The sequence below is a fragment of the Mycoplasmopsis pulmonis genome (assembly GCF_900660575.1).
In the GTDB taxonomy this organism is placed as follows: domain Bacteria; phylum Bacillota_I; class Bacilli_A; order Mycoplasmatales; family Metamycoplasmataceae; genus Mycoplasmopsis_B; species Mycoplasmopsis_B pulmonis.
This window is the reverse complement of record NZ_LR215008.1, coordinates 457,727-478,788: the sequence shown is the minus strand read 5'-3', so window position 1 is coordinate 478,788 and position 21,062 is coordinate 457,727. Positions and strand designations below refer to the sequence as shown.

Genomic DNA, 21,062 nt, shown 5'->3' with positions numbered 1-21,062 from the left:
TGCAAGTCTTATAAATCAAAAGTTTTTTCATGTCGAGGAATTAATAAAGGAAATTGATCTGTGTCTTGGTTTTGATCGAATCTACCTTCATAAAAAAAGTCTTGTTGTTCTAAGTACAAATCATCTAATTTATTTAAATCAATAATGTTTTCTTTTTGGGAATCTTGTAAAAGTGATTTTGGATCTTTATATATGTCTTGAGCATCGTTTAATGCAAAAATACTTGAATCACTTTTTATATTAGCTAAGTTGATATCAAGATCATAGCTCTTATCAATATAAGGTTTAATTGAATTAAAAAAATCTGGATTATTTTGTTCAATTTGTCTTTTAATATCTGAAATTGATATGGCTCCTATTTTTATCTCTCTATAAGTATTGTTAATTTCTTGATTAATTTCAGATTTTGAAGATTTAGATAATTTTGTCAAATCAAAAGAGTTCAAAAAACCATTTACATAATCTCTTTGTTGCTCCATTAATGAATCATCATCTATAGCTAAAAAGTCTTTATTGTCAATTGAATCTTTTTCTTTTAGTTCAAAATTTTGTTTTAATTCAAATTTTTCATATTTGCTCATTGCTGCAATTGAATTATTAGCTGGACTAAATGCAGATACAGAATTTAGTATATTTCCATTAGTTATTATCATTTTTTTCAAGTTTGCCATGTTAGAGTATCTCCTTTTTGTAATAGTTTTTGTTTTGTGATTTTTTTCTTGTTATAAAAATCAAATTTTTTGTTTATTAAAACTAATCTTTTTTAGTTATAAAAAAGAAAATATGAAATCAAATTTTTATATATAAATGAAAAATACATTTTAATAAATTCAATGCAAAGATAGATTTTTGAAATAAGTTAAAACTTAATTTTCTTTTTCTAAATTTTTTTAAATAAATTTAAATTTGTCATCTATTTAATGATGAGTTTAATATTTCTCGTTTCTCTAAACGCAATAAATAGAATACTAATTGAAAAAATAGAGATGATAAATAAAGCATAACAACGCATAATTGAGGTACAAAAAATCTAAATAATATAATTACATTTTCTTCTTGAAAAATTGCTGATGCAAAAGTTACTAAAAAAAATGGAATAAGTCAACAAAATAAAAATACTGGAAGAGCAAAAGCAAAAGCAATTTCTTTCTTTTTTCATTCGGTTATTTTATTAGTGCTGTTATCATGAATTTGTTTATAAATTAGAGCTATATTATGAATAAAAATAACTTGCCATTTTGCTTTTATTTTGTTTCAAAAAGATCTTTTGATTTTTTTTCTTTTTGTAGATTCATTGAGTTGATTTATATTGTTTAAAATTTTCTCTTTATTTTTTAAGTCTTTTTCCAAATAGTAAATTCCAACTTCATATCATGAATCTATTTTTTTTAGATTATATAAAAAATCCATTCAATCTCTAATTTCTTTTTCGCTATAGATTTTTTTGTTAACTTTTGTATCTATTTTAAAAGTGTCAAAATTTAATTCATAAAGCTTTATTAATTCTTTTTTAACTTTATTAACTACAAAGGGTTGAACAAAAAAATAAACAACAAATGGAAAAATCATAAGTGAAGTAATAATTCCATAATAAAGAGGAAAATCAAATTTTTTTGTTTGTATACCGAATTTATCAAAAGGTAGAAAAATTAGTCCAACTCAAAAGAACTCAATAATCAAAAGATAAAAACTCACTCATTTAAAACGATTAACTATTTTAGTTATTTCCAGTTGCATTTTTAAATCAGAAATGCTTGGAATTAAAAAGGATTTTATTAAATTTTTATAAACTCTTAGACCAACAAGAAAACCTCATCTAATTTCTCGCGATAATTTTAAGTTTAAAAATCTATGAAAATTTTCTTGATCATTTGTGTGCATTTTTTAACCTTTTTTTAATAAATAAATTTTAATTCAATTTCATTGAAAATTTTATTTATTAGATCTTAATTTTTAAGAATTATAAATTTTAAAACAAATAAATTTTGTTAAATATACTTGGTTTAAAATCAAATAAAGATTGATTATTATTTTGAGTTGAGTTTTTAATTTCCATTAGGTTTATAAATTTCTTTTTCTTCCTTAATTGCTCTTAAAAGATATTTTCTTTCATAATCCATTTTGTATCTTATAAATTGCAAAAATAAGTAACATTGTAAATATAGAAAAATATTAATGATTGGAATAACATTTACAATTCAATAAAGCACTTTTTGTTGATTAGCAAAGGCTTCATTAGAAAAATGTAAAAGAAAAAGAGTAATAGATACAAAAATACCAAGGGGAATAGAAGCTATAAAAGGTGCTATCTTTATTGTGCCATTCATTTTGTAATTACTATAATTAATAAAAATTTGTTTAAAAAAAATAGACATATTATAAATATAAGAAACTTGTCTTTTTGCTACTAATTTAGACAAAAATGATGTTTTGTTTTTCTTTATTTTTTTAGCTTCATAAAATTGATTTATATTATTTAAAATTTGGGTTTTTTTACTTGGATCTTTTTCTAAATAATAAATACCAACTTCATATCAAGAATCTATTCTTTTTAAATCATATAAAAAGTTTAATCAGTTAATAAAGTCTTTTTCACCATATAAACTTATTTCATATTGTTTTGTCCTTTCAAATTTACCAAAATTTTTTTCATATATTTTTATTAATATTTTTTTAATAAACAATATTATGAAAGGATGAATAAAAAAATATAAATAAGGTAAGACAAATGGAAAAAAAGTCAAAATTATAAGATATTCATAATATTTATTTACATATAGTAAAGTAGATTTTAAATCGAATATGTCAACAGGAGGAAAAACTAATAAAATTGAAATAATTCAAACAAAATAAGCAAGTAAATTTACTCATCTAAAACAATTAATTACTCTATTTATTTTCAATTGTATTTTTAAATCACTAATGCTTGGAATTAAAAATGCTCTTATTAAATTTATATATGTTCTAATACCAACTAAAAAATTAAATCTAAGATCTATTTTTATTTTTAAATTTATAAATCTATAAAAATTTTCTGTATCGTTTGTATACATTATTTTTATCCTAAAAAATTATTTGATTATGTCATTATATGCAAGATCAAATATTATAGAAGCAGCTCCAACAACACCATCTAAAACAGAAATAGCCATAACAATTGGCGATGCTCAAGTTGTTCCAATTAAAACAGCTCTTTTAGAAGTTAAAATAGTAGAAAATTTTTTGATAATATTATTTAAAAAATTATTTTTAAATGTCTTTTGAGCGATCATATTAGACAACTTTTTTGAAAGTAAACTTGGTAAAGCGTCAAATAACTCATACCTTAGCATAGAAGAGCTAGTTGCAACGTTAAATACTCTTTTGGCAACATTTGGACCATCAAAAACATCTCTTTTAAACTTTGTTAAATTTTCATATCAATTATCAAAGCCTTTTTCGAAGTTTTCTTTTACTTTATTAAGCTCATAAGAATTTAATTCATCTTTTATTTCTTTAATTTGTTTTTCAACTTCATATTGTGTATTGAAGCCTTCATTTGTAAAATAAGTCATAATTCCAGATTGAATTCCTACTGCTATAGCAAGAGGAGTTGATGCTCCAAAAGTTAAAACTGATTGTGCTGAATATCATAAAAACAAAGCTCAAGATGCAGCACTAAGAGTAGCTGATAGAGTATTAAAAGTTTTTAAACCTATTAAGTAATTTTCTAAGTGATATAACAAGTTTTTTGATTTTTTTAAACACTCATCAAAGTTGCTTTTAATTTTATTAAATTCTACTTTAAGATCATTAATAGTTTGTTTATCAACTATAATATTATTTTCAGTGCTATTTCGGTTATTGTTAGTGGTTGATTTTTTTGGTGGATAGTATCCTCCACCTCCACCTCCTCATCCACCACCAAAAGGATCTAGTTCATTTGGGTTAAACATTAAAGCTTGTATTTCTGAGCGCCTGTCATGCAAGTCTTTTAAATCAAAAGTTTTTTTATGTCGAGGAATAAATAAAGGAAATTGATCTGTGTCTTGGTTTTGATCAAATCTACCTTCATAAAAAAAGTCTTGTTGTTCTAAGTACAAATCATCTAATTTATTTAAATCAATAATGTTTTCTTTTTGGGAATCTTGTAAAAGTGATTTTGGATCTTTATATATGTCTTGAGCATCATTTAATGCAAAAATACTTGAATCACTTTTTATATTAGCTAAGTTGATATCAAGATCATAGCTCTTATCAATATAAGGTTTAATTGAATTAAAAAAATCTGGATTATTTTGTTCAATTTGTCTTTTAATATCTGAAATTGATATGGCTCCTATTTTTATCTCTCTATAAGTATTGTTAATTTCTTGATTAATTTCAGATTTTGAAGATTTAGATAATTTTGTTAAATCAAAAGAGTTCAAAAAACCATTTACATAATCTCTTTGTTGCTCCATTAATGAATCATCATCTATAGCTAAAAAGTCTTTATTGTCAATTGAATCTTTTTCTTTTAGTTCAAAATTTTGTTTTAATTCAAATTTTTCATATTTGCTCATTGCTGCAATTGAATTATTAGCTGGACTAAATGCAGATACAGAATTTAGTATATCTCCATTAGTTATTATCATTTTTTTAAAATTAGTCATTTTATCACCTTCTTTTTAAGATAAAAAATTGTTTTTTAAATAAAACTAAAAGTTCAATAAAATTTAGTTAATTTTTGTAATTCTAAATTTTTGAAGTTATAAAATTTTTTTATATTTAGGCTCTTTTTGTTTTATTTTTTTTGAATTAAATTAACTTGTAATTTAATTAAGCTAAAGTAGTTTTTATTTACCTAAGGTTATTTTTGTAATTAAAAAAATCTATAAAATTTATCCTTAGTTAGCTAGAAAAAATAAAAATAAAGTCTATCTTTGAACAAAAGCCAAAAAGATAGATTCTAAAAGTAATTAATAATTATTTTTATCTTTATTTTTTAGGCTTTTTTTAAGCTTGCTTACTAGCTTTTTAAGCTAGATTTTGATTTTTATTTTATTGTATTTTATAAAAACAAACTACGCCAAAAGAGGTCAATATTAGTTAATAGGCTCTTAAAATCTTTTAAAGCAATTAAATAATTTTTTAAATAAAAAAGCATATTTTCCATCATTAAAAATAAAGTTTGAATCTCTAGATATAGAAATTAAGCTTCTATTCGCTGTTGGGATTGCTTGGAAGAGGGAAATTAACACTAGGAGGCTTGTTGACATCATAGGCTGTTTGAAGGGTATAAGTATAAGTACTTCCAACTCCAGCTAGACGATTAACACTTCAGTTAGTATCAACTTCAATTAGTGGAATAATTGGAGCTGCTTCTCTAATGATTTTTTCAAAAATAGCTACAAGTGCAAAAACTTTATGATCATTTCAGCCCTCTTGTATTTCTTCTTGACTAAAAGCACCATTGAAAAAAGCACTAATTCTTTGAGAATACTCAGTTTCACTTTCTTCATAGTCAAAAACACTTATAACATTGCCATTTACATCTTTAACAAATGGGGTATCTTGGCCAAAACCTAAACGAAGTGGTTTTTTAATAGGGTTATTATCTTGGTCTTTTTTGATTTTTCTTGTAATTAAATCTTCAAATTTTTTCTGATTTAACTCATCAATTTCAAGGCGTTTGTAAATTTCTTGCATTTGTTCTTTAGTCTTTGAAATAAATCAATCATAATAAGTTCATGAGCCAGCTGGATTTTTAATATAACCATTGGTTTTATTATCTTCGAAGCTAATTCCATCACTACTAAAAAAAGTAGCTATATATGAGTGAGCACTTGTTCCATATTTATCAAAGTTTTGATAACTTAGGTCAAATTCACCACTTGAAATTTTAGATTGATAAACTCCTGAGGCATAACCCTGAATGTCAATTTTAATAAAGTCATTGGTTATTTTTCTAAGGCTATCTTGAATACCTAAAGCTGCTTTTAAAGCTTCATTACCTGTATAGACAAATCTTAGAGTTACATCTTTTAAATCTGGATAGCGAGCTTTAAAGCGCTCTAAAAAGAAATTAGAAACTCTTGGCTCAAAAGCTTTATCTGTTCGTTCAACATTTTCAAATTTAAATCTTTTGGCATTATGGACAACATAATCAGCTATTTGTAGTGGCATTTCAAGATTTTCTCCATCATCTTTAATGTATTCACTTTTATATTTAATTCCATCAAAAAATAGCTCTAGGTTAATACCTCTATTAGTTGTAGCTTGACCAAAGGCTGTTCAGTTATATACAGGAAAAGATGAATCCCAGTTTGTAAGACTTAAAATATCCTCACGATTAATTGCATAATAAATAGCTTTTCTTAGATCTTCATCTTGCAAGTAGCTTTGAGAATTTGTAACTTTGTCTAGATTCATTTGAAGGGCAATGGTTCCATATCCACTAGTTTTTGTTAAAAACTTTCTAGTCTCTTCTTTTGCTCAAAATTTAGGTAAGTAAGTATTACTAATTTTGGTGTTGGCAATGTAGCCTTCATGGAAAAGAAGTGAAAGAACCTCAAGTTCATCAGCAAAGAAAACTTTAATTTTCTTTGAAAGAGTTATATCTGAAGAGTAGTATTGATCTCTTTTGGTTAAAATCATATTACCTTGAGGGCCAAATTCAATACTTTCAATGTCAAAAGGACCATTTCACAAGAATTTATCTAAAGTACTACCAAAATTGTCAATTCCACCAGCTTTTGTCTCTACAAATTCACGATTAACTGGTAAAAACACATTTGATACAAGAAGATCATTATAAATAGCATTTATGTTCTTAGGATTACTATCTTCCAAATCAACTCTTAATTCAAAGTCATCTTGGGCAAAAAAACTATATTTAGCTTTTAGTTGCGCTCCTTCAAAAACTTGTTTTGGATCTAAATAAGGATTTGGATTTAGATTAACTTTTTTAATTTCGTCGCCCTCTTTTATGTAAATAAAAGTACTTTTGCTATTAAAGTTTTTGTTTTCTTCAGGAAGGGCATTTACAAATGATCTAATTTGATCATTTGAGTACTCAACAAAGACTCTTCCAGTGTAAAGTCCTAGTGAAGAAGCTGCTTTTTTGATTTTTTCAACATATTCTTGATCAGCTTCATTTTGACTTTCTCAGCTTGGCTTGCTATAGTCTTCGACAAAGATTTTTCTATTTTCATCGAATTTATATTCTTTTCTACCAAAAGGGTTTTTATAGTTGGTTCCAAATTTTTTAACATAATCATTTTGTGCATCAACAATGGCTTGTGAATTTTTAATATTTAAATTTAAATAATTAACAATTTTTTGACTAGCTGTGTTGTTGTCTAAAATATAGTGAGCTGCATCTATAAAATCTTGAGGAGTCACTTCCTTACCATTTGATCATTTGCTTAGTCCATTATTGACTCTAAAAACAACTGAGACATAGTTGTTGTTGTTGTTTATTAGCCCTCTTACAGAACTATAATTAGGTGAGTTGTAAGCGGCTACTCCTGTTGTAAGGGAAAAGTTACTTATTTGATAGAAATTATTGCTTCTAAAAATATTTTCAGGATTTTCTAAAAGCTCACTACCTGTTGAAGAGCTAGTGGCATTTTGATTATTTCAAGAAGTAAAAGCTAATGAAGGAAGTTTTAAAACATTACCAAAAGCTGTATTGGCACTTATTGAAGATTTATACATCCCTTCAATTAAACTAGGTCTAATTTTGTCCATTGAAGAGTTTTTGATGTAATTTAATGAGTTAATAGGATTGCTCGCTACTCCAAAGTCAACTTTTGTGCTATTGTCTAAATTTAAATTTTTAGTTGCAATGCTCTCTTGAGTTGAACAAGCCACTAGCATTAAAGCACTAGAGCTAAGAGCAAAAATCGATAAAGCTATATTTTTTTTGTTCATATTATTTTACTTAAATTGTTCTTGTAAAACAAGATAAGTTTTTCCATCCTCTCCCTTTTCTATATATATTGGTGCTTGGTTATATGCCTTACCATTTTCAGCTAGATATTTTGTTTTACCTAAGTTTAAAGCTCCTTCAATTTCATTTTTATCTTTATCACTAAAGTAAATTTCATATTTTATTTTTCTATTTTTTAGAGCTGTAAGAACTGAGTTACTAAAAGTAGATAAAATGTTAAAGTTTGTAATTCATGAGTCAAAACCTTCATCTTTAAGAGTTGTTTTTGAATCTGGACTTGCTTGTTTTTTAAAGTAGAATAAATTATTTGTGTTTTGTTTATTTAGTGGAATATCAATTTTTTCAGAAGGATCATCAACTCTTTTTAAACTAATATAGTCAATTTTTTCATGAGTGGCTTTGTCAACAAAACCTCAAAATGTAACGGCATCTCTTTTTTCATCTCTTCAAATACCACTAACTGTTTTATCACCAATTCCTTGAGCTTTTAATGAGTAAATTCAAAAAGCTCTAGCTCTATTGGTAATTTTGGTTTTTCCATCAAATTCTGTTATGTTAAGTTTATCATCTTTTGTGGCAACTCCTTTATCATCATAGAGCTCTCAACCAAGTTCTTTTTTCTCTCAACGGTCTTTGAAAAATCCATTGTTTGTTGTGTTGTTTTGACCTAAGAAATTACCTAAATATGCTCTAGTGTTATCTAATAAATTATCAAAGATAACCTTGGTAATTAAATTGTAAGATTCTTTATCAAATAAACTACCAGCTTCTAAGTAGAAAGATTTTGTTAATTCATCCAATTTTAAAACTAGATTTCCAGTAGCTTTTTCAAGTTGTTTTTCAAGTTCGCTAAATTTGCTTTGATATTTTTTCTCTTCTTTAGAAGCTATAATAAATTTTTCGATGTATTTTAAATCACTTCTATCTCTAAGCTCTTCGGTTTTTTTTGTTGATTCTTCATTTAGTTTTTGTCTTTTTTCTTGATATGAATCTAAAAGTTCAAAATAATTTACTAATGGACTTTGCTGATCAAATTTGAATTCTTTTTTAGTTAATGTACTTAGAACTTCATCTAATTTTTTAGAGTAGTTTTCAAAAACTTGAGCATTGCCAAAGTGTAAAAATTGGCTAGCTTGTTCAACATAAGATCATCTACTGTAAATGCTTCTTCTTCGCAATAAATCATCACTTAAGACATTAATTTGATTTAATCATTTTTTAGTCAAAGATCCACTAACATAATATTCATTTCCAGTATTTCATTCACTAAAGCCTTTTAAATAACCATTCATGTTTTTAAGTTGTTTTTGTGAAGGAACATAACTAGTTTGAACATAATCTCTAGTTAAAGACTCTGCAAAGTTAAAAACATAATCACTAAAGTATTGACCAAAGTCATTTTCAAAACGAGAGATATTTTTATTATTTAACTCATTTATTTGGAAATTATTTGGTATAAAAATTTGTTCATCATTTTTACCATTTAAAATTTGAGTTCCTAAAATATATTTAAGTTTAAAAAGATCAAGTTTTGAATCATCAATGTTGTTGTCTTTTAAAAATTTTCTTATAGCATCCATAACAATTCTTGAGTCATTTGATGGATTGTCTGTTTTTCATCTTAGAATTACATCGCTAGAATCAATTGGACTTGTTTTTCATCTTTCAATAACCATATTATTATCATTTGGATTTGGTCTAAGTGATTTTGTAATGTTATTAAAACCTAAAATACCTACTTGACTAACAAAAAGATGATCAACACTAAGATCTTTTATATTGTGGTTTTTCATAAAAAATGCCAAAGATGAGCTTTCAAATTTATCCATTAAATCATTGGCTATATCTTGAAGTTTTTCTTTTGCTTTTTCTTGACCATAAGCTTTTTCAAAGGCTTGAATTAAAGCTGCTTTATCATATTTTTTGCTTTGATCTAAAGTTATTGTTTTAAAAAGATCTGAATCTAATTTTTTAGCATAGTCAAAAAGATTAAACTTAGTTAGTGCATAGTCAATGTCTCAAATTCTTTGAGCATTTTCTCCTTGGCCAGTAAGAGTGAATTTAAGTGGATCAATTGAGCTAAATTCAAAAAAGCTCTCAAAGCTATCAAAAGAAGTTATACTTTCATTTTCTTTTGTTCTAAAGAAATTTTCTTTAAAGTGATTATCTCCAAAGTTAAAATGTTCATAATCTCAAGCATCTAAGATAATAGGTTCTTTTCCATCTATTTTGACTTTAAATTCATTGAATTCTCCTCAATAATAGTGAGTTGCTTTTTTATTTTCATTTTCATGTGAATTATCTTTTTTGTAATTTGAAAGAGCAATATCAAGGGAATCATAATTTTTTTTACCTTCTCTTATTAATTGTTCTTTAAGTCTTTTGTTTTCTTTTCTTGGATTAACAAAATAATCAGCATTTTCAAAATGGAAAATACTATAGTTAGGATAGTAAGAAGTTCTTTGCTTTATTAACTCATCAATTCCATTAAATCTTGAAGGATCATCATGTAAAATTTTTGCACGCAATCAAAGTTCATCTTGATCATTTTGAGTTAATTTATATTCTTTTCCCTCAAGTGTAACTTTTTGTCCTGTAATTAGTGTTGAAAGCAATAATTGATAAAAAGTGAAGTTTGCTTTTCCATTGTGCCTTTTAAGATATTCTTGATAGAAATTTTCTAGTTTAGTAAAATCAACATATTCTTTTTTTATAAAGCCTGTTTCTTCAACAAATTCTTTAAAATCTTGTAAATGATCTTCGTTTAATTCATTATTTTCTTCATGGATAACTTCGATTTTAGTTAAATCTTTTTTATCAAGAGATCCATTTCATCCATTAACTGAAAATGTAGTTTGAAAGTCTAAGTTTTCAAATTCATTTTCTAAAAGTCTTTGTTTTTCTTCAATTTCTTTTTTTAGTGCTTTAAGTGATTTAGTTTTTTCAAAGATAGAAAGATCAATTAATGGCTTGTCTTTTGCTATAAAAAATGTTGGTTTTAAATCACTAAAAGTATCATTTGCTAGATCTTCTTTATATGTTGCTATAATAATTTTTCTGTCTTTGTCAAATTTGACTAAATTTCCTAAATTATCACTTAAAACATCAGTTTTTTCAAAAAAACTTTTGATATCTGTAGAATTTTCATCTTCGGCTGGGAAAAATTCAACTTTATCTTTTAATTTAAAGTATTCACTTTTTCCACTTATTCCAGGATTTATAGTAGCTGATTCATGGTCAAAAGAGTTTAGAATAAAAAGATCATATTTTTGTAGATTTCTAGCTTTGGCAGCTTTTTCAATTCCAACAACAGTTTGTAAAAAACGTCTTTCTTCATTTGAAAGAACTTTATCATTTGAATCAAGTGTTTTATTGTTTTCACTTCCAAAAATATCTTTGATTTTTTCTCAAATATCCTCATTTGAATGAGAGTGTCCATGATCATTTTTTCCTGATTGGCTTTTCTTTAGAGAATCAAGAAGCTTTTTAGTATAGTTAGGTAAAACCCCTCTTTCATTTGGTTTATAGTCAGGGTTTATTTTTCTAACTTTTAGACCGCTTGAACGAGCATCTAAATAAAGTTGAAGAACATCTTTGTTATGTAAATGAGAAGAGCTTATTCCATTTCTACCTATAGCAGTTGGAATAATAACAGAAGAAGGATCACTTACATCTTGGGCATATTGAAGTGTTTGGTGATGTCCGTATTCATGAGTTCCAACATATTTTAAGTAGTTTATTCCAGTTGTTTTAAATTCTTTTGCACTAGCTTTTAAAAGTGGAATAATACCGATTCTATCAGTTGGATAAAATCCTCTATAAACCCCTTTTTTAAGAACACTCTTTAATAAGCCAGTTGTTGGATCAATTTCTTTTTTAACATAAAAGCCATCAATTTCATTGGCTAAGTATTTATTATTTGAAATAATTTCATCAATTAATCCACCAAAAATGTCACTGTAAATGTCAAAAACTGAAATGATTTCATTTTTTTCATTAATAGTTTGCTCTTCAGCTATTACCCTTGGGCTAAGTCCATCATGTCAATTAAGAGCTTTTTTGAAAGTCTCTCAAAGTTTTTTAGTTTTTGCTAATTTTTCTTGATCTTTTTGACTAAAATCAAAAACAAAAGTTCTAAAGCTCTCTTTTGTTAGTTCTTTTCCTTTGCTTGGAAGTTGTTCTAAAATAAGAGTTAATTTTTGTTTATTTTCTGGATCAATTTTATAATCTCTTATTCGATATTTATTAACAAGAGATCAATCAGGCTTTCCATCAAAGTGATCTTCTACAAAAAAGTCTCTTTCTTTTGTAACTCATCTTTTATCACGATAAAAAAATTTTTCACTTTCAATTTCTTGATCATAAATTCATCCTATATATTCATGCTCTGATCTAATGAAGTCACTTTTTTGTTTTTCTTCATCTTCATAAAGAAAAATACTATGATTTTTTACTTTTGTTAAATCATAAAAGTCCATGAAGCTATTTTTCTTAATTTTTTCATTAAGTAAAGGATTTAAAAAAGTGGCCAATTCCATACTTTGAAGTGAATTAACTAAGTTATTTGGTTCAAAATTAACATTTTGAATGTTAAAAATTCTTGAATTTTGTTTGTCTTTGGCTAAAAGAAATTCTGATTCTTTTACCAAAGTTAATGTATTGGTAGGTTTGTCTATTCCATCTAATTCTACAAGGGTTTGTCTTTGCTTGGTTTTTGGGTTTTCTCGATTTCTATGAAATCTTACACCAGCTCCTCGAGTTCTACCTACTTTAGTAATTACGTGCTTTTCTAGTTTTGTCTCATCAAAGTTAAGTTCATTTTCTTTTTTAACAACTTCAATTGAAAGCCCTGTTAGAGTAGGTAAAAAAACATCATTTGAATCAATTGTTTTAAATCTTAGATCACTAGCGCTAAGAGTTTTTAAAGATAAAGGAAAATCAAGGCTATCTTTTTTAGCATTTAAAACTTGAGCAAAAGCAATCTTAGAAACAAGCTCAGCAATTTCATTTCCATTTGTTTTTAAATTTCAAAGAGTTATTTCTTTTTCTTGGCTTTCATTTGCTTTTGTTAATTTTACTTTAACTCTTAGACTTCCTAGTCCATCATTTGCTTGAGCTTTGTCTTGTAGAAGCTCAATTGAAGCACTTGTTCCTTCAGGAAGGCTAATTTCTTGTTGATTTACATCTAAGAGCTTTAAATTAGCATAATCAACAGAACTTAGCTCAGAAGCTAGGCCTAGGCTTTCTTTTTTTTTCATCTAATAACTTAGCTGAGAAAATTTTATTAGCTAAGTTAATAAGTTCAACATTTTTGTTTTGATCTGTTTTTAAATTTGTTAGACTTATGATTTTTTCTTCAGTTTTTTCATCTTTGGTTAATTTAACTTTAACCTTTAAAGTTCCTAGTTGATCATTTGCCTCTTGTTTATCTTCTAAAAGTTCAATTGAAGTTTTAATCTTAGCGGGAATAGATAAAACATTGCCTTCAAAGCTTTTAAAAGTTAAATTAGATGGGTCAATGGCAGATTTTATAGCACTAGGAAGGCCAAGGCTTTCTTTTAGGCTTTCTGCAAGTTCAGCTAAATCAAATTGATTAATTCAGTATTTTAGAGGATCACTTTCTAAAAGAGAAGTTTTTAAATTTGTAAGAGTTATTTCTTTTGTCTCTTCTTTTTGGTCTTTTTTAAATGTAAGTCTAAGTTTTAAACTTCCGCGAAGATTATCTCCATCATTTTTGAATACTAGTTTTCTAGCTTGTTGAAAAGAATAAGATTTAGCCGCTAAAGAAAATTTTTCTTTGGCTTTTTGAGCATCTTGGGCAAAAACTAGATATTCAAATTTTTTAACGTTATTTTTAGATTGATCTTTTGAATTAACTTCTTTTTCTAAAAGTTCTTCAAGGTCATAAATATAAGCTTTTTGATCTTTTAAAAGATCAAGACCAGCTAGACCTTTATTGTAGTATTTTTTATCATAGTTGGCAATAGTTAATCTTTCAGGAAGTTTTGCCAAAAACTCTTCTAATTCTTCTTTGGTTCATTTTTTTTCATTAATTTTTCTAGTTAAAGAGTCGTGAAACTGTCCCTTACCAGCACTATTTGAAAAAATTGGAAGTGAACCAAAAAATGAATCAGGATAGAACGTAATTTGTTTTTTTTCTTTATTTATAGTTGCATGAGAGCCAAGTGTTATTCTTCCTCCATCTTGAACAACTCCTTTTTTAAGAACAAAGCTTTCTAAAGATAAGATGTCAGGGCCTCAACTAACATTTTGCATAAATCAATTTGCATATTCAACAAACTCTCATGGACTAAGAGATTCAAAGTATTCATTGATAAATTTCATAGCTCCTATTTCAGCTACAAATTCTGGATTAGGATTTTTATAGTTTTCAATAAAATTATTTAAAAATTCTTTTAAAGAAAGAGGATTTTCTTTTTTGACATCACTAGCCATAAAAATGCTTTTAGTATTTTCATCAACTTGAGTTAAAGCCAAGTTAAATTCAGCTATTTTTCTACCACTAGGGTCATTAAAATAAGCATGGTTAACTTTTTTATCATCAGGAATTGATGTGTCAAAATTTTTAGAAACTTCTAGTTTGACCTCACCTAAAGGATTAACTTTTGAATTGATTTTAAAACCAACAATGGTTGCAACACTCATTAGACCAACCACTGATAGTGAGACTAAAAATTTAGTTGATAATTTTCATTTTTTCATATTTAAACTCCTTTAGTTTAATAAATATTTTTCTTTCAATTGTTAAGCTCTTGGTCAGTTGCTAAAACAAAGTGGTCATTACCTAGATCAATTCATTTAGGTTGGTTTTCTTTTGTGTATTGATGCTTTTTAGGATCATAGACATAACCTATTAAAGATCCAACTTTTGACTCAATTGAAGGAACAGCTTCAAGCAATGATTTTGTATAAGGATGAATAGAATTGTTCATAATTTCTTTGGCAGGTCCTATTTCTAGTAAAACTCCTTGATACATAACAGCAATTCTATCTGAGATATACTCAACCATCCTTAGATCATGGGCAATAAATAAAATAGTTAGTTTGTATTGCTTTTTAAGGTCATTGAAAATGTTAACAACTTGAGCTTGAATAGAAACGTCAAGAGCAGAAATAGGCTCATCGGCTATAAGAAGTTTTGGTCTTAAAACAACAGCTCTACTTATTCCTATTCTTTGCTGTTGACCTCCAGAAAACTCGAGAGGATATCTTCTTAGAACAACCTCATCAAGACCAACGTCTTTTAAGATTTTAACAATTAGATTATATTTAAGATCTTTTAAAGATTGTTTTGAAATTTCTTGGCGTTTTTTCTTGGCTTTTTCAATATCTTCAATTAGTTCTTTATTTGAATATTTTTTAGGTCATTTATCATAAATTTCATAAATAATTTCAAGATCTGGAATTGAAAGTTTTTCACTTATGAAATTAAAGCGCTCTTCTTTTTCTTCACTGTTTTTAAAAAATGTTGAAAAGTATTTTTCAAAAATTAAACTTACAAAATCTTGGTCAAAGTTAAAAAGAGTTAATTCCAAAAGATAGCCTTTATTTTTTCGACTTAGATTGTCAAGACCCTCTGAGATGATGTCAAAAATATTTTTGTTTGGATTAAGTGAGTTAGCTGGATCTTGAAAAATCATTTGAACTTTATTTGCCAAGAATTCATTTAGTTTTTTCTTGATTTTACTGTTTTTGTGAGGAAGAGTCTCTCCTGCAATTTTAATTTGACCAAATTGATGACTTATAAGTCCTGCAAGGGCCATTCCAACAGTGGTTTTTCCTGAACCTGACTCACCAACAAGACCTAAAACTTCTCCTTCAAAGATTTTGATAGAAAAGTCATTAATGGCTCTAAATTTTTTCTTTCCACTTCCATAGTAAACATCCATGTTATTAATTTCAACTAAGGTTTTTCTTCCTTGTTGGACATTTAACATTTGATCTAAGCCCTCGCGCAAGGGACGAGCTGTTTTTTTCTTAGAAAAAAAACTGCTTTGTTTTTCAATGTAATATTCTTTATTTATTGATTGTTTCATTTGCATCCTCTTGTGCTTTTCATTTATTTCATTTTTCTAAAATTAACTTTGGTGGTTCTATTTTTTCAGCTCTTGGATCTAGTAGAGCTGTTTTTGCTCTATGAGTTGGTGAAAGAAAGTAAAAATCAGGTTCAATTTCAAAGTCTCTTTCAAGGGCATAGTCATTTCTAACTGCAAAGGCATCACCTTTGATTTTGTTTAAAGAAGAAGGAACTGATCCTCTAATGGTAGTTAAGCGCTCACTATTGTTAACATCTGGCATTGAGCCAATTAAACCTCAAGTATAAGGGTGTTGTGGAAAGTTTAAAATTTCATCACGGCTTCCCTCTTCTATGATTTGACCTGCATACATAATGCTAATGTAGTTGGCAATAGAAGCTACTACTCCTAAGTCATGGGTTATAAAAATAATGGTAATTTTTAGCTCTTTTTGCAATTCTCTAATAACATCAAGAACTAGAGCCTGAACGGTAGGATCAAGGGCAGTGGTGGGCTCATCCATAACAATGATTTTAGGTTTTAGTGCAACAATACTTGCAATAACAACCCTTTGAATCATTCCACCAGAGAGCTCATGTGGATAGAGCTTCATAATTTTTTCTGGTTGGTTTATTTTAGTTAAGCTTAAATAATGAAGTGCTATTTCATAGGCTTGTTTTTTAGTTTGGGCAATACCATTGATTAAAATTCCTTCCATGATTTGTTTTCCAATTTTCATAGTTGGATTTAAAGTTGACATTGGGTTTTGAAAAACAGCTGAAATAACTTTACCTCGATAGTTAGATTTTTCTCAATCAGTAAAGTCAAAGTCTTGAACTTCATGATTAAAAAGCATAACTTTTCCAGCATCAAAAACTGCATTTTGTCCTGTTAGTCCGAATAAAAGTGAGGTAATAACACTTTTTCCAGAACCAGACTCACCTATAATGGCATGAATTTTTCCTTCGTAAAATTTAATGGAAGTGTTTCTTAAAACTATGTTTTTTTCTCCAGGATTAGAAGGGTTTAAAAAAGAAAGTGAAAGATCTTTAATTTCAGCTACAACTTTTAGAGCTGGTAATTTTCCTTGAAAGTCTTCAAAAAGAACATTTTTTTCAAATTCACTAAAGTTAAAAGTCTTTCTAGTATTTTCAAATCTACGAATGAAAAAGTTATATCATCATCAATTATCATGTTCAATAGCTTTTGTTTTTCTAAAAGTTCTTAATTTATGTCTTTCAAGAACTTCTAGTTTTTTCGATTCAATTTCTTTTAGTTTTTGTTCATCTTGATTTTGTGCAATTAGATTTTCATATTTTTCTTCAAGATTTTTTTTCTTATTAAGAGAGTTTTCTTTGTGTTTTTTTAATTTTTTATCAACTACTTCAGAGCGTTTTTCGATAATTTGGGCAATTTTAGGAGCATATTTTTCTTTAATTTTAGAAATTTTTTCTTTGAAATTCATATTTAACGTTGTCTCCTTAGGGAATCTTGAGTTGAAGCTCCAATTAATTGCACTGATGAAGTAATTAAAATTAAGATAGTAGCTGGAATTAAAACGTATCTTGGATATAAAGTAATAATAGGTACTCCCTCATTGATCATATTACCAAGAGTAGCCACGTTAGGTAAGCTTAGTCCTATAAAAGCTAGGCCAGTTTCAGCTAAAACGGCTCCAGGGATGGTAAAAACTAAGTTAGTAATAATTAGGGGAATAATAATTGGTACAAAGTTTAAAATAATTTTTCATCCAGGAGTACATAAAAGTCTAGAAGCGCTTACTCAAACAAAGTTTCTAGCTCTTTTAATTTGAGCCCTTACTTGATTGGCAAGTCCAGTTCAACCTGTAACTGTCATTGAGAAAATCAAAACTCCAAAGCTAGGTCTTAAAACTATGGTCATCAAAATCATTACTAAGATCGTTGGCACGTTTGAAATAACTTTAATAATAAAGGTCATGACTTTGTCGAATTTATCAAAATAACCCATCAAAATTCCTATTAAAGTAGCCACTGTAATGTCGATAAGAGCAACAATACATGCAAGAGCTAAACTAAAACGAAGTCCATGTCATAGATAAGCTCAAAGGTCTCTTCCTTGATTGTCTGTTCCTAAAATAAAGCCTTCTTGAAAAAAATCGTAGTTTTTTTGGCTTGGCCTTAGTTCAATAGGACTTCCTGTAGTAAAAGGAATGATAAAGGCGCTAATTATAAAGAAAAGAATAATAACAACACCAAAAACTCCAGCAAAGCTTCTTGAAAAACGGTTTATAAATTCTTTGTAAATTGAGATATTTGATTTAAATTGTAAATCATCAGCTAAATTAGCTTGATTTTTCATTAATTTTCAACCTTGATATTGAAAAGGTTGAACAAATTTATTAGGTCTTGCGACTTCTGAAAAATAATCATCAAGTTTTTTTTGTTGCATTATTTTCCTTTCCTTCTAACTCGTGGATCAAGAAGTTCATATGAAATATCTCTAAGAGTAAAACTAATGATTGTAAGTAGAGAATAAAGTATTACTAAAAATAAAATGATATTAAAGTCTTTTGATTCAATAGCATTGATTAAGATTCCTCCACTTCCTGTGATTAAAAAGATTTTTTCAACAAAAAGTGAACCGATAAATGAACCTAAAACAACAGCGGGGAAGAAAGTAGCTATTGGAAAAAGAGAAGCTTTTAAAGCATGTTTTCAAACAAAGCCATTTCTACTTACTCCTTTAACATAGGCAAATTTTGCATGCATTGAATTAAGTTCGTTGTTTAATTCATAACGAATATATTTAATATAAGCCGTTACTGAAGGCATAGCCAAAGCTATAGCCGGGAGAATATAGGTTGTAAAGTCTTTTATGTCATAGATAAAAGGTATTCCAAAAGCTCTTCCTATTAAAAGTAAAAGTAAAGAAAAAACTAGTGAAGGTATTGAACTAAAAATTGAAACCACCACAGTTGAGGCATTGTCCAAGAATTTTCCAGGATTTTTTCCAACTCATATTCCAAGAGGAACTCCAGTGGCTATTGTTAGAAAAACTGAAAAAATCCCTACGGAAAATGAAACTAGAAATCTCGATCAAATGAAATCGTTGATTTCAACTCTAGGTCTTAGAGCAGTTGAAATTCCAAAGTCAAAGGTTAAAATTCCATATAAATAATTAAAGTATCTTTGAACAATTGGTAAATTTAGTCCATATTTTGCAAGCTCAGCTGCTTTTTGCTCAGCACTAAGTCCACTGACAAAACTTGGATCTCCAGGAACTGAGTTGATTAGGAAAAAAGTTATAGTAACAACAATTCAGGCAACAAAGAAAAACTCAATTAAAATTTTGCTAATTTTTAAAAAAATGTTTATTGCCAAATTGTCGGTATTAAAAAAGCTTAAAAATTTATCCCATTTACTAGTGCTATCAAAAAGATGAACTTTTCTATCTAGTGAAACATAGTTATTTTGAATCTTTATTTTTGGATTTGATTCTAAAGATGAATTTTGCTTTGATTTTGGAATTTTTGAATTGTTTGTAATTTTTTGCATTAAATCCTTTCTTGTTAGATTAAAAAAAATATTTATTTAGCGGTTTTCGGCAAAAACTTACTAAATAAATATTTTTATAAAATTAACAATTTTTTATAAATTAAAATGAATATTTAAATTTTAAATTATACCGAGACAATATAAACTGGGACAAAAAAATAAAAAACACTTTTTAAAATATACTTTAAATAGGAGTGTTTATGAAACAACTAAAACCAGAACAATGAAAGAAATGATTTTCATTATATGAAGAATTTTATGATGGAAAAATTAATATAAAAAAATATATATTTTTAGTAAACAAAAATATTGGTAAAGATTGAAAAAATACATATGTAAAATCTTGATTTTTCAAAAAATATTCTGCTTTTCAAAAAGATGAACAATCTTTAATTTCACAAACTGGCAAATCTACAGCTAACAAAAAAAATAACGGTAGACCACCAAAAAGAAAAGAAGTTAATGAATATACAAGAGAAGAATTAGAAGAGATTGTTAAAATTTATAGAATAATTTTTGATGACATTAGTGAAAAAGAAATTCGAAAAAAAATTAAAGAACATAAAGATAAAGAAAAAATATTAACTAAAATTTCATGAAAAGAATTTCTCTTTTCAAAATCAACATATTATTCTTGAAAAAAACCTAAACTTGCAGAGCCGAAAAAAGATCAAGAAATTGAAGAAATTATTAGAAAATCATTTCATGAAAACAAAGGTATATTTGGTAGAAAAAGATTAGAAATTTATATTCAAAATAAATATAAAAGGTATATAAACTATCGAAAAATAGGTAGAATTTTGCTTAAATTAAATCTTTTTTGCAAAATTAGAAGAGCAAAAAGAAAAAATGAAATTAAAAATCTTAATACTAAATATCAAAATCTAATTCAAAGAGACTACAATGGCAAATTTAACAACATAGTTGCCACTGATGTAACTTATATTCCAAGCCCCAAAGATGCAATTAACAATCATGTTTATTTATCGATTGCAATTCATCATCAAAGCAAGAAAATAATTAATTGAAATCTAAGTAAAAGAAATGATGTTAAGTTAGTTTTAGATCATATTTCTAAAATCAAATTTGATAAAGAGTGAATAATTCACTCAGATCATGGAAGTCAATATTCATCAAATCAGTATAGTGAAATTATTAAAGAAAACAATGGGATAATTTCAATGAGTAGAATCGCAAATTCACTTGATAATCGAGAAGCAGAATATTTCTTTTCAAATATCAAAAGTGAGTGCTTAAATGATCTAAAAATTTCAAAATTATCATTCAAAGAATTGCAAGAAATTATTCAAAATTATATTGACTGATACAATAATGAAAGATTACAATCAATCTTAGAATGAAAAACACCTCAACAAAGCTGAGATGTTCTAAGTGTTTTTTAAATAGTCACTTTTTTTGTCCTAGTTTAATATCGCTTTCTTTTTGCCCTTAGTTGAGACTTTGATATCATAAGAATTAGCAAAAAACATATTGCTAATTTTTGAAGCAATAATTGAGTTTCAAATTTTAAAATTATTTAATTTTCTTTGAAAAACCATTGTTTTGTGCCTTTCT

At 26.9% G+C, this 21,062-nt stretch carries 12 protein-coding genes; 1 reads left to right on the top strand and 11 read right to left on the bottom strand.

Translation table 4 applies throughout. The features are described from left to right. Positions 1-8: 8 nt before the first annotated feature. From EXC36_RS02000 to EXC36_RS01950, 11 genes are all read right to left on the bottom strand, one after another. Positions 9-671 (bottom strand): hypothetical protein, encoded by a 663-nt coding sequence (locus EXC36_RS02000; RefSeq protein ID WP_129690218.1) that lies wholly within the window; start codon positions 669-671, stop codon positions 9-11. 229 nt (positions 672-900) lie between these two features. Further along, complete coding sequence (locus EXC36_RS01995) at positions 901-1,881, bottom strand: hypothetical protein (protein ID WP_129690216.1); 981 nt, start codon at positions 1,879-1,881, stop codon at positions 901-903. A 164-nt stretch (positions 1,882-2,045) separates the two neighbouring features. Then, positions 2,046-3,053 carry a hypothetical protein gene (locus EXC36_RS01990; protein WP_129690215.1) on the bottom strand — a complete coding sequence of 336 codons (1,008 nt, stop codon included), beginning with the start codon at positions 3,051-3,053 and terminating at the stop codon, positions 2,046-2,048. Between the two features lie 18 nt (positions 3,054-3,071). Further along, complete coding sequence (locus tag EXC36_RS01985) at positions 3,072-4,634, bottom strand: hypothetical protein (RefSeq protein WP_129690213.1); 1,563 nt, start codon at positions 4,632-4,634, stop codon at positions 3,072-3,074. Positions 4,635-5,181: 547 nt separating this feature from the next. Next, the gene (locus EXC36_RS01980; RefSeq protein ID WP_129690211.1) at positions 5,182-7,896 is read right to left on the bottom strand and encodes an ABC transporter substrate-binding protein; all 2,715 of its coding nucleotides are present in this window, start codon (positions 7,894-7,896) and stop codon (positions 5,182-5,184) included. Positions 7,897-7,902: 6 nt separating this feature from the next. Next, entirely contained in the window at positions 7,903-13,173 is a 5,271-nt protein-coding gene (locus EXC36_RS01975; protein WP_129690209.1) for a lipoprotein 17-related variable surface protein, read from the bottom strand. Continuing rightward, entirely contained in the window at positions 13,115-14,638 is a 1,524-nt protein-coding gene (locus EXC36_RS01970; protein ID WP_129690207.1) for a PDxFFG protein, read from the bottom strand. Before EXC36_RS01970 ends, EXC36_RS01975 begins: the two co-directional genes overlap by 59 nt. Positions 14,639-14,655: 17 nt before the next feature. After that, positions 14,656-15,978, bottom strand: a complete 1,323-nt coding sequence (locus EXC36_RS01965) for an ABC transporter ATP-binding protein (RefSeq protein ID WP_010925214.1) — start codon at positions 15,976-15,978, stop codon at positions 14,656-14,658. Beyond that, on the bottom strand, positions 15,953-17,416 hold the full coding sequence (locus EXC36_RS01960; RefSeq protein WP_010925213.1) for an ABC transporter ATP-binding protein: 1,464 nt from the start codon (positions 17,414-17,416) through the stop codon (positions 15,953-15,955). The genes EXC36_RS01965 and EXC36_RS01960 overlap by 26 nt, the downstream gene beginning before the upstream one ends. Positions 17,417-17,418: 2 nt before the next feature. Beyond that, the gene (locus tag EXC36_RS01955) at positions 17,419-18,381 is read right to left on the bottom strand and encodes an ABC transporter permease (RefSeq protein WP_010925212.1); all 963 of its coding nucleotides are present in this window, start codon (positions 18,379-18,381) and stop codon (positions 17,419-17,421) included. Further along, entirely contained in the window at positions 18,381-19,487 is a 1,107-nt protein-coding gene (locus EXC36_RS01950) for an ABC transporter permease (protein WP_010925211.1), read from the bottom strand. Before EXC36_RS01950 ends, EXC36_RS01955 begins: the two co-directional genes overlap by 1 nt. Positions 19,488-19,687: 200 nt before the next feature. Between EXC36_RS01950 and EXC36_RS01945 the strand changes: the two genes are divergently transcribed. Further along, positions 19,688-20,890, top strand: a complete 1,203-nt coding sequence (locus tag EXC36_RS01945; RefSeq protein WP_041363864.1) for an IS3-like element IS1138B family transposase — start codon at positions 19,688-19,690, stop codon at positions 20,888-20,890. Positions 20,891-21,062: the final 172 nt, after the last annotated feature.